Below are 14,851 nucleotides of genomic sequence, written 5' to 3'. Positions count from 1 at the left end.
GACAATGAAATTTGCAGGATGGGTTCTGGCGACGGTGGTGACCGCCGCAGGTATGGCGCAGGCGCAGGATCAGCAGACTTTGGCGGATATTCGTCAGGAACTGACGGTGCTGCATGTTGAAATCCAGCGCCTCAAGCGCGAGTTCTCGACTACTGGCTCGCCGACGCCGAACCTTTCCGGCAGCTCTGTGCTTGAACGCGTTGACGCCATCGAGGCCGAATTGCAGCGGCTGACCCGTCAGACCGAACAGTTGAACCAGCGGGTGCAGAACATTGTCACCGACGGCACAAACCGGATCGGCGACTTGGAGTTTCGGCTGGTCGAACTGGAAGGCGGCGATTTGAGTGCTTTGGGTGAAACCAGCACCTTGGGCGGGGACAATCCCGGAACTGCCGTCGCCGCTGCAACTCCCACACAACCCGTCGAAGCGGAACAGGGCGAACTTGCTGTGGGTGAGCAGGCTGATTTTGACGCTGCCGCGCAGGCGCTGACGGATGGTGATTATCAGACGGCGGCCGACCTGTTTTCGCAATTCGACCTCGCGTATCCGGGCAGCCCGCTGGCACCGGAAGCTAACCTGCGGCGAGGCCAGGCCCTGGAAGGTCTGGGTGACACCCGCGAAGCAGCGCGGGCGTTTTTGGCCAGCTTTACAGGTGATTCCGAAGGTCCAATAGCCCCTGAGGCGCTGTTTGAATTGGGTTCCGCGCTGGGCCGTCTGGGGCAGACCGATCAGGCCTGCATAACGCTGGGCGAGGTCGGCGTGCGCTTTCCCGCCTCGGGCCAGGCCGCGTCAGCGACGCAGGAAATGGCCTCACTGGGCTGTACTTGACCATCGACACCGATACCCTGCGCAGGGAGATTCGGGCGCATCTGCCTGACCGATTGCCGCTGCGTCTTGGCGTGGCAGTGTCCGGTGGTAGCGATTCGACAGCGTTATTGTACCTGCTGGCGGAAATCTCGCGTCAGGAAGGGATCGTGCTGTTTGCGGCGACCGTCGATCATGGATTGCGACCCGAGGCTGCGGAAGAGGCGAGAACAGTTGCGGCTCTGGCGCGCCGCTTGAGTATCCCACATCAAACATTGACGTGGCGAGGTTGGGACGGGACCGGCAACCTGCAGGATGCAGCGCGGCGCGCGCGCTATGGGTTGCTGACCCGATGGGCCCGGGAGCAGGAGTTGCCAGCCATTGCGTTGGGCCATACAGCGGACGATCAGGCGGAAACCGTTCTGATGCGATTGTCGCGATCCGCGGGCATCTCGGGCCTGTCGGCCATGGCAAATCTGCGGACGGAAGGGGGAGTTGACCTGTTGCGCCCAATGCTTTCAATCACCCGCGCGCGATTGCAAAGCTACCTGATGCAATCCGGCCTTGAGTGGATCGAGGATCCATCGAATCAAGATCAGCGATTTGAGCGGATCAAGGTGCGAAAGGCCCTTGCGCAACTTGAACCACTGGGGATCACCGCCGATACCTTGTCTCGGGTGGCTGAAAATCTGACCCAAGCGCGCGAGGCGTTGGCGCAATACGCGCAAGACTCCGCCCGTCGGGTCGTGCGCGTCGATGGTGGCGATATCTGTATCGACCGCGACAGCTTTGGTGAACTGCCCGAAGAGATCCGACGCAGGATCATCGTTGCCGCCGTTGTCTGGATTGCGGGCGCGGGCTATCCCCCTCGTCACAGCGCTGTTGACCGGGCGCTACACGCTCTGACCGCGAATGTGACCTTGCCGATCGGCGGATGCCTGTTGGTCCCGAACGCAGAAAACATGTGGATTTGCAGAGAGCTAAAGCCCGTTAGCGAAAAAGTATCGAGCTTGAACGAGCCTTGGGACAACCGCTGGGTCGTCACCGGGCCGAATGCGGTCGATGCTCAGGTCCGCGCGCTTGGCGAAGATGGACTTCTTCAGCTTTCGGACTGGCGCGCATTGGGAAAACCCCGCAAGGCACTGCTAGCGACGCCTGCAGTTTGGGCAGAAGACACCTTATTGGCGGCTCCTTTGGCCGGGTTTTGTGGTGAATGGCGCATAAAAATGTCTGAGAACCGGCCCGAGTTCTTCAGTTCGATTTTATCGCATTGAACCTGCCTCAATCATCTCTATTTTAAAGAGTAACTCCGGCAGGCCCCCATCTGCCGAAACCGTTTGGGAGAATTTCCTTGGGCAACGCTCGTAACATCGCCTTCTGGGTCGTTCTGTTCCTGTTGATCCTTGCACTGTTCAATTTGTTCAGCGGATCGGGTGGAACGCTTCAGAATAACGAAAGAACCTATTCCGAATTCGTCAGCGCCGTAGATGCCGGAGACGTCACAAACGTGACTCTGGACGGCGAACAGATTCGCTATCGCACAAGCGACAACCGCGACTATGTCACCATCAAGCCCGGCGATGCCGAGGTGACGAAGCTGCTGATCGACAAGAACATCCCCGTGCGTGCGGAAAAGCAGCAGCAGTCCGGTTTCCAGTCCTTCCTGATCACTCTGCTGCCCTTCCTGCTGCTGATCGGTGTCTGGGTCTATTTCATGAACCGGATGCAAGGTGGCGGCAAAGGCGGCGCGATGGGCTTTGGCAAGTCCAAGGCCAAGATGCTGACCGAAAAGCATGGCCGCGTGACCTTTGATGATGTCGCGGGCATTGACGAGGCCAAGGAAGAGCTGGAAGAGATCGTGGAATTCCTGCGCAACCCGCAGAAATTCTCGCGTCTGGGCGGCAAGATTCCCAAGGGCGCGCTGCTGGTTGGCCCTCCGGGTACCGGTAAAACACTTCTGGCTCGTGCCATTGCGGGTGAGGCGGGCGTACCGTTCTTCACCATCTCGGGCTCGGATTTTGTTGAAATGTTTGTGGGTGTCGGTGCAAGCCGTGTCCGCGACATGTTCGAACAGGCCAAGAAGAACGCGCCCTGTATCGTGTTCATCGACGAGATCGACGCCGTGGGCCGCCATCGTGGTGCTGGCTATGGCGGTGGTAACGACGAACGCGAACAGACCCTGAACCAGTTGCTGGTCGAGATGGACGGGTTTGAGGCCAATGAAGGCGTGATCATACTGGCGGCCACCAACCGTAAAGACGTTCTGGACCCCGCGCTGCTGCGTCCGGGCCGGTTTGACCGCAACGTGACCGTCGGCAACCCCGACATCAAAGGCCGCGAGAAGATTTTGGGCGTTCATGCCCGCAAAACACCTCTGGGTCCTGACGTTGACCTGCGCATCATCGCGCGGGGTACCCCGGGCTTCTCCGGTGCCGATCTGGCCAACCTCGTGAACGAGGCTGCGCTGATGGCAGCCCGTGTAGGTCGCCGCTTTGTCACCATGGAAGATTTTGAGAACGCCAAGGACAAGGTGATGATGGGGGCCGAGCGCCGCAGCATGGTGCTGACCCAGGATCAGAAGGAAAAGACCGCTTACCACGAATCGGGCCACGCCGTTGTTGGCATGACCCTGCCGCTGTGTGACCCGGTCTATAAGGCGACAATCATTCCGCGCGGTGGCGCGCTGGGTATGGTTGTCAGCTTGCCCGAGATGGACCAGCTGAACTATCACCGCGACGAGTGCGAGCAGAAGCTTGCGATGACGATGGCGGGCAAAGCTGCCGAGGTGATCAAATACGGTGAAGACCACGTCTCGAACGGCCCGGCCGGGGACATCATGCAGGCCAGCCAGTTGGCGCGCGCCATGGTGATGCGCTGGGGCATGTCCGACAAGGTTGGCAATATCGACTATGCCGAAGCGCATGAGGGGTATTCGGGTAACACCGCTGGTTTCTCGGTCTCGGCCCATACCAAAGAGCTGATCGAGGAAGAGGTGAAACGCCTGATCCAGCAGGGTTACGAGCGCGCCCATAGCATCCTGACCGAGAAGAACGAGGAATGGGAGCGTTTGGCGCAAGGTCTGCTGGAATACGAAACCCTGACCGGGGACGAGATCAAACGCGTCATGAATGGTGAGCCGCCCACGGCGGATGATGACGAAGGCGACAGCCCGGATGAGGGCAACGCGCCAAGCGTGACGGCTATTCCCAAGACCAAGGCCAAGAAGTCGCCGCCCGAGGGCGGGATGGAGCCGGAACCTTCGGCATAATGAAAAGAGACCCGGGCAATCCCCGGGTCTTTTCTTTTTCGGCGCGCTGGCATCTATTGCGGCTAGGTGTCGGATGAAAGAAAGGTACCCCCATGCCCGTGCTGCGCGAAACTGAGTATGTGGCCGAAGTTGTCTGGTTGGGTCATGTGCCATCCGGCAAATCTCTGCGCGCCGAAGCGGTTGGTTCTTTGGATCTGGATTTCTCGGGTGACAAAGGGGCGCGGCACGAAGGTGTCAATCGGGCTTCTTGCGTGCGGGTCAAGAACCTGTATCCACAGGGAACCGAAATCCGAAACGTGCGCCAGCTTTCGATACTGTCTGCCGAAGAGATCGGGACAATCGCCTCTGAGATCGGGCTTGAACATCTGGACCCGGCCTATCTGGGGGCCAGCATCGTGGTCAAGGGGATCCCGGATTTTACCCATGTTCCTCCGTCCTCGCGATTGCAGATCACGGGCGGGTTGACGATTACGATCGACATGGAAAACCGTCCCTGCGTGCTGCCGGGGCGAGAAATCGAAACTGACATTCCCGGACACGGAGCCGCCTTCAAACCCGCAGCCGTGGGTCGGCGGGGCGTCACAGCCTGGGTCGAGCGGCCCGGGTCGATCACCTTGGGGGACCGAATGGCGCTGTTCGTTCCGGATCAGCGCGCTTGGGCACCCTGACGGGCGCGTGTTTCCGATTATAGGCGGGTGAAAACCGGCAACGCCGTTTCGCGGCCTGATTATGTCGGAATTCATATCTATCTCGACGGTGTACAATTGTATGGATTGACCAGCGCTGACGTCCATGCGTCGGCTATGCACGGCATTCAATCAGGGACTCGGGCCAATGAGCTACAAATCCGACATCGAAATCGCTCGCGAAGCGAACAAGAAGCCGATTCAGGAAATCGGTGCCAAGCTGGGCATCTCCAGCGACGATCTGCTGCCCTATGGCCACGACAAGGCGAAGGTCAGCCAGGACTTCATCAACTCGGTTCAGGACCGCGAAGACGGCAAGCTGATCCTGGTGACCGCGATCAACCCGACCCCTGCTGGCGAGGGTAAGACGACCACGACCGTTGGTCTCGGTGATGGCTTGAACCGCATCGGTAAGAACGCGATGATCTGTATCCGCGAGGCCTCGCTGGGCCCGAACTTCGGCATGAAGGGTGGTGCAGCGGGTGGCGGTTACGCGCAGGTTGTTCCGATGGAAGAGATGAACTTGCACTTCACCGGCGACTTCCACGCTATCACCTCGGCCCACTCGCTGCTGTCGGCGATGATCGACAACCACATCTACTGGGGCAACGAGCAGGAGATCGACACCCGCCGCGTCGCATGGCGTCGTGTGGTCGACATGAACGACCGTGCCCTGCGTCAGATCACGGCGTCTCTGGGCGGCGTATCGAACGGCTTCCCGCGCGAGGCGGGCTTTGACATCACCGTGGCGTCCGAGGTCATGGCGATCCTGTGTCTGGCCAACAACCTGAAAGACCTGGAAAAGCGTCTGGGTGACATCATCGTTGCCTATCGCCGCGACAAGACCCCGGTTTACTGCCGCGACATCAAAGCCGAAGGCGCGATGACCGTTCTGCTCAAAGATGCGATGCAGCCAAACCTGGTTCAGACGCTGGAGAACAACCCGGCCTTTGTTCACGGTGGTCCTTTCGCGAACATCGCACATGGCTGTAACTCGGTCATCGCGACCAAAACCGCGCTGAAAGTGGCCGACTATGTAGTGACCGAAGCCGGTTTCGGTGCCGACCTGGGTGCCGAGAAGTTCATGAACATCAAGTGTCGCAAGGCGGGCATCGCCCCGTCGGCTGTGGTGCTGGTCGCCACTGTGCGCGCGATGAAGATGAACGGCGGTGTTGCCAAAGCCGATCTGGGTGCGGAAAACGTCGATGCGGTTCAGTCGGGCTGCGCCAACCTGGGTCGTCACATCGAGAACGTCAAATCTTTTGGTGTGCCTGTTGTTGTCGCCATCAACCACTTTGTCACCGATACGGATGACGAAGTGCAGGCCGTCAAGGATTACTGCGAAACCCATGGCGTCGAGGCAGTCCTGTCGCGTCACTGGGAACTGGGCTCGGACGGTTCTGCGCCGCTGGCCGAGAAAGTTGTCGAAATCGTTGAAAACGGTGCCGCGAACTTTGCACCGATCTACCCCGACGAGATGCCGCTGTTCGAGAAGATCGAAACCATCGCCAAGCGCATCTATCGTGCCGACGAAGTTCTGGCCGACAACAAGATCCGCAACCAACTGCGTGAGTGGGAAGAAGCGGGCTATGGCAACCTGCCGGTTTGCATGGCGAAGACGCAGTATTCGTTCTCGACCGACCCGACCCTGCGCGGCGCGCCCACCGGTCATTCGGTTCCGGTGCGCGAGGTTCGCCTGTCCGCAGGTGCCGGTTTCATCGTGGTTGTCTGCGGTGAGATCATGACCATGCCCGGCTTGCCGCGCAAACCGGCTGCTGAGACCATCTGCCTCAATGACGCAGGTGAGATCGAGGGCTTGTTCTAAGCGCCCGAATGATACATCTCGTGGACCGGGGATTTCCCCGGTCCATGAGGAGATTGCAATGCCCACTCTGATACCGCCGCAGGACTGCCACTCGATGCAGGAATTGCGGGTTCAGATCGACAAGCTGGACCGCCAACTGATTGAAATGTTGGTGACGCGCGCAAGCTACATTGACCGCGCATCTCAGCTGAAACCCGGCGAGGGGTTGCCCGCCCGTATCCCGGTTCGTGTCGAAGAGGTGGTGCGGCGCGTGCGCACAAGTTCCGGTGAGTTGGGCATGGACCCCGATCTTGCCGAACAGCTTTGGCGCATCTTGATTGACTGGTCGATTGCCCGCGAAGAACGCGTGCTCGGCCCCGACTGAAGAACCGGGCGCCATGAGCGCCCGATCCGCTTTTTGAAGGAAGGGATCAAAGAATGGTAGCGCAGGTTATCGACGGCAAGGCGTTTGCGACCAAGGTTCGTGCTCAGGTGGCCGATCAGGTGGCACGGCTGAAAGAAGAAAACGGCATCACCCCCGGACTTGCGGTGGTTCTGGTGGGCGAGGACCCGGCAAGCCAGGTCTATGTGCGGTCCAAGGGCAAGATGACCGTCGAAGTCGGCATGAACTCGTACGAACACAAGCTGGACGCGGACACCTCGGAAGAGGACCTGCTGACACTGATCGACAAGCTGAACAACGACCCGGCGGTGCATGGAATTCTGGTGCAATTGCCGCTGCCCAAACATCTGAACGAAGACCTGGTGATCAATTCGATCGATCCGGCAAAGGATGTGGACGGATTCCACATCTCGAATGTGGGCCTGCTGGGCACCGGGCAAAAGTCGATGGTACCGTGTACCCCGCTGGGCTGCCTGATGATGCTGCGCGACCACCATGGCTCGCTGTCGGGGATGGATGCGGTTGTGATCGGGCGGTCGAACATCGTGGGCAAGCCGATGGCGCAATTGCTGCTGGGCGACAGCTGCACGGTGACCATTGCGCATAGCCGCACCAAGGACCTGCCCGATGTTGTTCGCCGGGCCGACATCGTCGTCGCCGCCGTCGGCCGCCCAGAAATGGTGCCGGGCGACTGGATCAAGGAAGGCGCGACGGTAATCGACGTGGGCATCAACCGCATTGAGCGCGATGGCAAGAACAAGCTTGTGGGCGACGTGGATTACGCCAGCGCGGCCGAGCGTGCCGGAGCCATCACACCGGTGCCCGGCGGGGTCGGACCAATGACAATCGCCTGCCTGCTGGCCAATACCCTCACGGCGTGCTGCCGCGCCAACAAACTCGCCGAGCCGGAAGGGCTGACGGCGTAAGCTGAATACCATCATCGGCATACCGAATGCCGGGCGAACAATTCCGGGCTGAAAGGCGAGTGCTTTTCAGCTCGTTTTCTTACGTTCACGGTTATTTGAATACGTTCAATTGGCGCTTTGACGCTGCGCGTGCGGATGATAAGCATTATATCCCAACCGGTTAGGTCCAGACGGGCTAGCCGGGGGCGTGTTGGGCTGGAATCGGGAAATCGTTTGTTAACAAGTATAAAGTCAGTGACAAGTCAGATCCTGGCGCAGTGCAGCCCGCAACGGGTGATTGCAGGGATCGTATTCATTCCCTTGTTGGCTTATTCCTTTGCCCCGTTCAGGGATGTGGACCTGTCATTTCCTCTGCGTATCGTGTTCTGGACCGGAGTTATGGGGTTGGCTCTTGGCGTGACTTGGACGGCCAGCCGACTGGTGCGAGAGCGCCTGTGTCAAAGCCGACAGCTAGTACGGGATGCCGCTTTCACCGTGCTGATCCTGATCCTGTTTGCTCCTTCCCTGTGGGGTTTGGCCTGGCTGGTGTTTTCCTCCGTCGGCAAGAACGCCCCGAGCCTCGCAGCGGTGCTGCCATATGGTGGCCTGTTTGCGACGGGGTTGATTCTGGTCCGCTATCGGAAAGAAGAAGTGCCGGACCAACCAAAACAACGACCCAGGTTGCTGCAGCGGCTACCTGAGAGCTTTGACGGGCAGATCTATCGGCTGACGGTTCGGGATCATCAGGTCGATGTGGTCACGTCCGAGGGGATTTTCACCATCCGATCCCGTTTCACCGACGCAATTTCCGAAATGGAGCCGGAACCGGGCCATTGCGCGCACAGATCGCACTGGGTGGCCACGGCTGCCATTTCCGGGGTCGAAAAGCAGGGGGCAAAGACTTCGTTGCGATTACACAATGGCGATCTTGTTCCGGTCAGCCGGAAATACTATCCGGACTTGGAAGCTGCCGGGTTGGTCTAGGACGCCGCTACCGTGGCATGGGTACAATCTGCGGCAGGTTGCCGGTCAGAATGGCACGTGCATCCGCGCCCATAAGACCCCCAAGCGCTGAATCGGTGCTGCGCAATCCTCCGGTATACGTGCCGTATGCGGGCAGGATCAGGCGCTTTGGATCAAACAGAAAAGCGGGCCGCGTGATTGAACGCCCTCTTAGGCGCAACGTGGCTTTGGGATGGTAATGGCCCGAAACCTCGCCGAAACCGTCGGGCTGCGCGATATGGCGAAACGTCAGCGGACCACACGCCCATTCAGCCAGATGGGCTCCGCCAAGATCAACCGGACCGGGGTCGTGATTGCCCTCGATCCAGATCCAGCGGCGCCCGGCCTGCAACACCGAGATTCGCAAGCGGTCGTCCCCATCAAGCGCTTGCGAGGCGTCCAGATCATCGAAACTGTCCCCCAGGCAGACCACAATCGCTGCGCCGCTGCGTTCCAGGTCGGTTGCAAGCCGTGCCAAAGTTTCGCGGCTGTCATAGGGGGGCAGAACCTGCCCGGTTCGGCGCGCCACCCTCTCGGACTTTCCCAGATGCAGATCCGACACGCAGAGCAGATTCTGATCCCGCCACCAAAGCGCCCCCGAGCCCAGGGCCGAAAGCGTCTGTCCGCGAAAGGTGAAGTCAATTGCGTTCATGATTTGTTCATTACGGTTTCCCAGCCGATTTGCAAGTGGGATCAGCCTGCGGCAAGACCGGCCTCTTGCAGCAGGCGCGCGCTTTCTTCGGCCAGCAGGCGTTCCTCGGCTTCACCTTTGACGGGCACTTTTCCAACCTCAAGAAACAGCGGTGCGGCGAGCGGAGAGACCCGATCCAGCCGCAACAAATCGATCCGTCCGTCAATCCGGGCTAGCATCTCTTCGATCCGACCGAAATCGACCAGCCCGCGCATCGCCTCCTCTCGGGTGATTTGCATCAGCAAATGGTCGGGGTCGTATTTCAGAAGCGTGTCGTAGAGAATATCGGAAGAAAACGTCGCTTGCCGCCCGCTTTTGCGTTGCCCGCCAGTATTTCGCTCGATCAGCCCGGCAATGGTGGCCGAGGCACGAAAGGTCCGTTTCATCACTGCATTGCCAGCCAGCCAGGTTTCCAGACCGTCCCGCAGAGCCTCGGGTTGGAACAGCGGTCGTGGGTCCATCACCGCGTCCAGCCCCCAGATCAGCGTCGCGTAGTCGGTTGCAACAAACCCCAATGGGGCCAGCCCGGTTTCCTCCATGCGCTTGGTCAGCAGCAGGCCCAGCGTTTGCTGGGCGTTGCGACCGGCGAAGCCATAGACGCACAGATGTTCGCGCCCGTCGCTGGGAAAGCTTTCGACCAGCAACCGGTCGCGACGGGGCAGGCGGGAAATGTCACGCTGCAACGCCAGCCACTCGGACGTATGCGTTGGAAGTTGAGGCCAGTCGGGCTGCGCAAACATACGCAGAATGCGGTCGCTGAGCTGGGTCGAAGTGGCAAATTTCGTGCCCGAGAACGTGGCAATCTTGGGTTTCCTGTCAGCGCGGCGACTGACCTCGACCACCATTTCGCGCAGGCCTTCGTAGCGGACAATCTGACCTCCGATCAGAAAGGTATCTCCGGGCGTCAGGGATGCTGCAAAGCCTTCTTCGACCTCGCCCAAGGGTTTGCCGCCGCGATTGCGTTTCAAGCGGACCTTCAGCGTGTCGGTGTCTTGAATTGTGCCCAGATTCATGCGGATGCGTTGTGCCGCGCGCGGGTCGCGCAATTGCCAGCGCCCGTCCGGGCGTTGTTGCAGCCGTTGCCAGCGGTCGTAGGCGCGCAAAGCGTAGCCTCCAGTTGCGCAGAAATCCAGACAGGCATCAAATGCGGCCCGGGTCAGACAGGCATAGGGTCCGGCTGATGACATTTCAGCAAACAGAGCGTCGGCGTCGAAGGGGCTCGCAGCGGCGGCAATCAGAATATGCTGGCACAGAACGTCGCGTGGACCTGCGCCGCGCGGGTCACCGTCGAGGTCATGCGCGCGCGCGGCCTCTAGCGCGGCGATGCATTCCACCACCTCGAACCGGTTCGCGGGCACCAGTAAGGCCTTTGACGGGGCATTATAGCGGTGGTTCGCGCGCCCAATGCGCTGAACCAGCCGTTTAACGTTCTTCGGGGCGCCGATCTGGATGACAAGGTCTACGTCGCCCCAGTCTATCCCCAGATCCAGACTACCCGTGCAGACAATGGCACGCAGATCGCCACGCACCATTGCAGCCTCGACGCGTTCGCGCTGTTGGCGGTCGAGGCTGCCGTGATGGATGCCAATTGGCAGAGCCTCATCATTCGCCAGCCAAAGGTTGTGAAAGAAAATCTCGGCCTGCGCCCGCGTGTTGTGAAAAATCAGTGTGGTTTTGTGTTGTTTGACCTGCTCAAGCACGGCGGGGATCGCATAAGCTGCACCGCCGCCGGACCAGGGCGGCATTTCGTCGGTCTCTAGCATTCTAATATCAGGATCGGGCCCGGGGTCTGCCTGAATGATCTTGCAAGGATCGGGGTGGCGCGCCAGCAGCTGGGCGATGCCTTCGGGGTCTTCGACGGTTGCCGACAGGCCGACGCGTCGCAGCGTGGGGCACAGGCTTTGTAAACGGGCCAGCGCCAGCATCAATTGATCGCCGCGCTTGCTTTCTGCCAGCGCGTGTATCTCATCCACGATCACACGTTGCACGCCATCAAACATGCGCGGTGCATCTTCGTATGAGGTCAGCAGGGCAAGGCTTTCAGGAGTCGTCAGCAGGATATGCGGAGGGTCAACGCGTTGGCGTTTCTTTTGTGTGGCCGATGTGTCGCCGGTTCGGTCCTCGATCCGGATTGGCAGACCGATTTCATCGACCGGAATGCGCAGATTGCGACGGATGTCGGCGGCCAGCGCCTTGAGCGGCGATACATAAATTGTGTGAAGCCCAGAGTGCGAGCCATCCGCCAGCTCGGCAAGCGAGGGCAGAAACCCGGCCATTGTCTTGCCGCCACCGGTCGGCGCAATCAGCAGCGTCGCCGGGTCCTGCGCCCGTTCGAACATGTCCTGCTGATGGGGGTGGATGGACCAGCCCTTGGCGGTGAACCAATTGGTGATCCGGGCGGGAATCTGCGTCATGGTCGCAGATTACCCGCCCGGGATCAGAATGACAGCGATCAGTGAACGATCTTTTCTTCGCGAACGAACATGTTCGCCCAGGCACGGTCGATCAGGTCAGGGGTCATCTGGTAAGGAATGCCCTCGAATTCGCAGATCGAGATCATCTGGTCGATCAGGAAGATTGGCTGATAGTTCGCATAGATATTGTTGATTGTCGGATACTTGACCTTGAGCAGATGCACCAGCGCGGCCTCATCCAGTGGCATACCGCGCTTGCGGGCCACCATCGCAAAGATCTTCAGGAAGTTTTCCTGGTTCGGGCCGTCGATCTTGATCTTGAAGAAAATCCGGCGCAGGGCCGCTTGGTCGAAGATCTCATTCGGGTGGAAGTTGGTCGAGAAGATGACCAGCGTGTCGAACGGGACCTCGAACTTCTCACCCGACTGCAAGCCGAGAATATCCTTGCTTTCTTCCAGCGGAACAATCCAGCGGTTGATCAGCGCCTGCGGAGGCTCGGCCTGACGGCCAAGGTCGTCGACGATGAAGATGCCGCCGGTAGACTTAAGCTGCAACGGGGCCTGATAGGTCCGGGCCGTTGGGTTGTAGACCAGATCGAGCATGCTCAGTGACAATTCACCCCCCGTGACAACGGTCGGGCGTTCGCATTGCACATAACGCGTGTCGAACCGTTTGCGGCGGCGCAGGCTGTTGGGATCGTCCGCTTCCTGCTCGATGGCGGTGTGGACAATCGGGTCATAGACCGTGATCACCTGTCCCGCGTATTCGATGGCGCGGGGCACATAGACGTTGTCTCCCAGCGCGTCCCGGATCCCGTTCGAGATCGAGGATTTACCGTTGCCCGGCGGTCCGTACATCAGGATCGACCGTCCTGCGCTGACCGCAGGGCCAAGGTGGTCCAGCAAACTGTCGGGCAGAACCAGATGGCCCATGGCGCCGGTCAATTGCTCGCGGGTGACCTGAATGTTGCGGATCGACTGGCGTTTGACCTGCTCGCGATAGACATCCAGCGGCACCGGCATCGCGCCGAAATATTCCGACTGGCTGAGCGCATCCAGCGCGCGGGCCTTTCCGGCGTCGGTCAGCTGGTAGCCCATTTCATTGCCCGAGTTGGCGTTCAGCGTACCCGTCGCCTCAAGCAGCTTTTGCTCGCGTGCGATATCAATCAATTCCTGCGTCACCGAACCCGGGAGACATACCGCTTCGGCGACTTCGCTTACGGTATCCGCATTCTTGCGGAAGATCGTCTTGAGCAGAATGTCCCGCATCATCACCAGCGGGAGCCTCATTTCAGCCAGACCTTTGGGGGCAGGGGGGGCCATCACGGAACTGTTTTGCATATTCATGAGCGTTGCTCGTCTATCCACTTGTCACGCCAAACGCCCGAAACCGGGCCACTTGCGGAAAATCTGGCCCGGCTTTGTGGCAGTACCAAGGCACGGGCGTGGCGGAGCGATGATTGTTTACGAGCCGTAAATAATACCGAGGATCAAATACATGCAAAGACACCCGGCAAGTGTAAGCCCCATCGGGAATTTTTTACCGCGATCCCAGCTTTTCCAATGGGGCGCGATCTGACGCAGAGCCGTGTGTTTGGCCAGACGATGCGCCGCAACCGAGCCCAGCGTCGAGGCCATCAAGATCATCATCAGAACCATGAAGTCCCCGGCCCAGATAAAGGCCGAGGCTGCGGCGCAGAACTTGGCATCGCCTGCCCCCATGGCACCTGCGGCGTTCATAACGATGCCGACAAGCAAGACCACGGGGATATGCAGCAATTGCCAGGCATAGGTCGGCAGGGAAAATGAAAGCGGCCCCAGGTTGCCGGGCACCCATGGTCCCGACCAGGGCGGCAAGGCGATGAGGCCGACCAGAACAAACACGAACACAAGGGCTTTTACCGCATAGTTCTTGATCCGCATTTCACGCATATCGGTGAATGCGACGTAGAAACAGATCGGCAGCACGAATGGCAAAAACCACGCGGCCGCCGACGCTGGGATGGTCATGGATCAGGCTTCCTCAAGCGCTCGCAGGGATCGGACCGCCTCGTCAAAATGCTGCGGATGGGTTGCGATGGCTTCGCGGAACAGGTTCTTGGCCGTGTTCAGGTCACCCTGTTTGACCGCAGAAATCCCCATCGTATTGAGCAGACGGGCGCGTTCAATCTGGGTCATCGGGATGACCGGCATACCATAGTTGCCCTGCGCGCTGCGGGCCAGAACCAGGTTGTTCTTGGCGGTAAACAGGGATCTGTCCTGACGGATTGCCTCGGTGAACAGGCGTTCGGCCTCGGTATATTGGCCGCGAGCCATCTTTGAATAACCCCAGTTGTTCATGACGCCTGCGGGTCGCGTGGTCAGGCCAACGGCGGTCTCATAGAAATGATCCGCGCGTTTCCAGTCTTTTCTGGAATCCGCAACCAGAGCTTCAAGACGGTAGCGCTTGAAGGTCTCATAGGTAGGTGGAATTTTGTCCAGCGTTGCCTTGGCTTTGCTCCATTCGCCCGCGCGCACCAGCGCATCGGCGTATTCGACCTTGTCTGCATTGTTGGCGCCGCTCATTTCCGTCACGCGTTTCCACGCTGCCGAAGCCTCGGTGTTGCGGTTCGCGCGGGTCAGGCTGATGGCCAGCCCCCGGGTAAGGTCGATGCGATCAGGGTGTTTCTGGACTGCACCGTGGAAATAGGTCACCGCCTCATTCGGATCGGCAGCGGTCAACAGCACTTCGTTCAGGTTGGTTTCGTCGATGACGTTGACTTCCTGAAAGGTGCGCTCGACCTTTTCTTCCTCGGTTTCTTTTGCACAAGCGGACAGGACTACCCCGCACGCGATGACAGTCGGAATCAAGAAGGGTTGGCGCATTTTTGCGTC

The 14,851-nt window shown here is 59.7% G+C and carries 13 protein-coding genes; 8 read left to right on the top strand and 5 right to left on the bottom strand.

Features of this window, described 5'->3' with window-relative positions; all coding sequences use genetic code 11:
• Window positions 1-4: 4 nt before the first annotated feature.
• The 8 genes from ybgF (at window position 5) to ACR0LX_RS08650 (ending at window position 8,855) form a co-directional block, all read left to right on the top strand.
• Window positions 5-829 (top strand): tol-pal system protein YbgF, encoded by an 825-nt coding sequence (gene ybgF / locus ACR0LX_RS08685; protein ID WP_480783351.1) that lies wholly within the window; start codon window positions 5-7, stop codon window positions 827-829.
• Window positions 826-2,079: a tRNA lysidine(34) synthetase TilS gene (tilS, locus tag ACR0LX_RS08680; RefSeq protein WP_480783350.1), complete on the top strand. Its 1,254-nt coding sequence runs from the start codon at window positions 826-828 to the stop codon at window positions 2,077-2,079. The genes ybgF and tilS overlap by 4 nt, the downstream gene beginning before the upstream one ends.
• A gap of 77 nt (window positions 2,080-2,156) precedes the next feature.
• Window positions 2,157-4,073, top strand: a complete 1,917-nt coding sequence (gene ftsH, locus ACR0LX_RS08675) for an ATP-dependent zinc metalloprotease FtsH (RefSeq protein ID WP_480572009.1) — start codon at window positions 2,157-2,159, stop codon at window positions 4,071-4,073.
• Between the two features lie 92 nt (window positions 4,074-4,165).
• The gene (locus tag ACR0LX_RS08670) at window positions 4,166-4,741 is read left to right on the top strand and encodes an MOSC domain-containing protein (RefSeq protein ID WP_480783349.1); all 576 of its coding nucleotides are present in this window, start codon (window positions 4,166-4,168) and stop codon (window positions 4,739-4,741) included.
• 166 nt (window positions 4,742-4,907) lie between these two features.
• Window positions 4,908-6,584, top strand: a complete 1,677-nt coding sequence (locus ACR0LX_RS08665) for a formate--tetrahydrofolate ligase (RefSeq protein WP_480572012.1) — start codon at window positions 4,908-4,910, stop codon at window positions 6,582-6,584.
• Between the two features lie 58 nt (window positions 6,585-6,642).
• Window positions 6,643-6,948, top strand: a complete 306-nt coding sequence (locus tag ACR0LX_RS08660; RefSeq protein WP_480572015.1) for a chorismate mutase — start codon at window positions 6,643-6,645, stop codon at window positions 6,946-6,948.
• 53 nt (window positions 6,949-7,001) lie between these two features.
• Window positions 7,002-7,892 (top strand): bifunctional methylenetetrahydrofolate dehydrogenase/methenyltetrahydrofolate cyclohydrolase FolD, encoded by an 891-nt coding sequence (gene folD, locus ACR0LX_RS08655; protein ID WP_480783348.1) that lies wholly within the window; start codon window positions 7,002-7,004, stop codon window positions 7,890-7,892.
• Window positions 7,893-8,126: 234 nt separating this feature from the next.
• The gene (locus ACR0LX_RS08650) at window positions 8,127-8,855 is read left to right on the top strand and encodes a LytTR family DNA-binding domain-containing protein (protein ID WP_480783347.1); all 729 of its coding nucleotides are present in this window, start codon (window positions 8,127-8,129) and stop codon (window positions 8,853-8,855) included.
• A gap of 7 nt (window positions 8,856-8,862) precedes the next feature.
• On the opposite strand, the gene pdeM is transcribed toward ACR0LX_RS08650, so the two are convergent.
• From pdeM to ACR0LX_RS08625, 5 genes are all read right to left on the bottom strand, one after another.
• Window positions 8,863-9,525: a ligase-associated DNA damage response endonuclease PdeM gene (gene pdeM, locus ACR0LX_RS08645; RefSeq protein ID WP_480783346.1), complete on the bottom strand. Its 663-nt coding sequence runs from the start codon at window positions 9,523-9,525 to the stop codon at window positions 8,863-8,865.
• Window positions 9,526-9,566: 41 nt separating this feature from the next.
• Entirely contained in the window at window positions 9,567-11,978 is a 2,412-nt protein-coding gene (locus ACR0LX_RS08640; RefSeq protein WP_480783345.1) for a ligase-associated DNA damage response DEXH box helicase, read from the bottom strand.
• Window positions 11,979-12,016: 38 nt separating this feature from the next.
• Window positions 12,017-13,324 carry an ATPase gene (locus ACR0LX_RS08635; RefSeq protein ID WP_480572032.1) on the bottom strand — a complete coding sequence of 436 codons (1,308 nt, stop codon included), beginning with the start codon at window positions 13,322-13,324 and terminating at the stop codon, window positions 12,017-12,019.
• Window positions 13,325-13,441: 117 nt separating this feature from the next.
• Entirely contained in the window at window positions 13,442-13,987 is a 546-nt protein-coding gene (locus ACR0LX_RS08630) for a prepilin peptidase (protein ID WP_480783344.1), read from the bottom strand.
• A 3-nt stretch (window positions 13,988-13,990) separates the two neighbouring features.
• Entirely contained in the window at window positions 13,991-14,842 is an 852-nt protein-coding gene (locus ACR0LX_RS08625) for a tetratricopeptide repeat protein (RefSeq protein WP_480783343.1), read from the bottom strand.
• Between the last annotated feature and the right edge of the window lie 9 nt (window positions 14,843-14,851).

The organism is Ruegeria sp. CH11 (assembly GCF_056537105.1).
The sequence above is the reverse complement of the archived record's forward strand: the minus strand, read 5'-3'. Positions and strand labels throughout refer to the sequence as shown.

Coding starts and splice junctions, on each gene's coding strand:
- ybgF (WP_480783351.1), top strand. CDS start 5: ATGAAATTTGCAGGATGGGTTCTGGCGACGGTGGTGACCGCCGCAGGT.
- ACR0LX_RS08670 (WP_480783349.1), top strand. CDS start 4,166: ATGCCCGTGCTGCGCGAAACTGAGTATGTGGCCGAAGTTGTCTGGTTG.
- ACR0LX_RS08665 (WP_480572012.1), top strand. CDS start 4,908: ATGAGCTACAAATCCGACATCGAAATCGCTCGCGAAGCGAACAAGAAG.
- ACR0LX_RS08660 (WP_480572015.1), top strand. CDS start 6,643: ATGCCCACTCTGATACCGCCGCAGGACTGCCACTCGATGCAGGAATTG.
- folD (WP_480783348.1), top strand. CDS start 7,002: ATGGTAGCGCAGGTTATCGACGGCAAGGCGTTTGCGACCAAGGTTCGT.
- pdeM (WP_480783346.1), bottom strand. CDS start 9,525: ATGAACGCAATTGACTTCACCTTTCGCGGACAGACGCTTTCGGCCCTG.
- ACR0LX_RS08640 (WP_480783345.1), bottom strand. CDS start 11,978: ATGACGCAGATTCCCGCCCGGATCACCAATTGGTTCACCGCCAAGGGC.
- ACR0LX_RS08635 (WP_480572032.1), bottom strand. CDS start 13,324: ATGAATATGCAAAACAGTTCCGTGATGGCCCCCCCTGCCCCCAAAGGT.
- ACR0LX_RS08630 (WP_480783344.1), bottom strand. CDS start 13,987: ATGACCATCCCAGCGTCGGCGGCCGCGTGGTTTTTGCCATTCGTGCTG.
- ACR0LX_RS08625 (WP_480783343.1), bottom strand. CDS start 14,842: ATGCGCCAACCCTTCTTGATTCCGACTGTCATCGCGTGCGGGGTAGTC.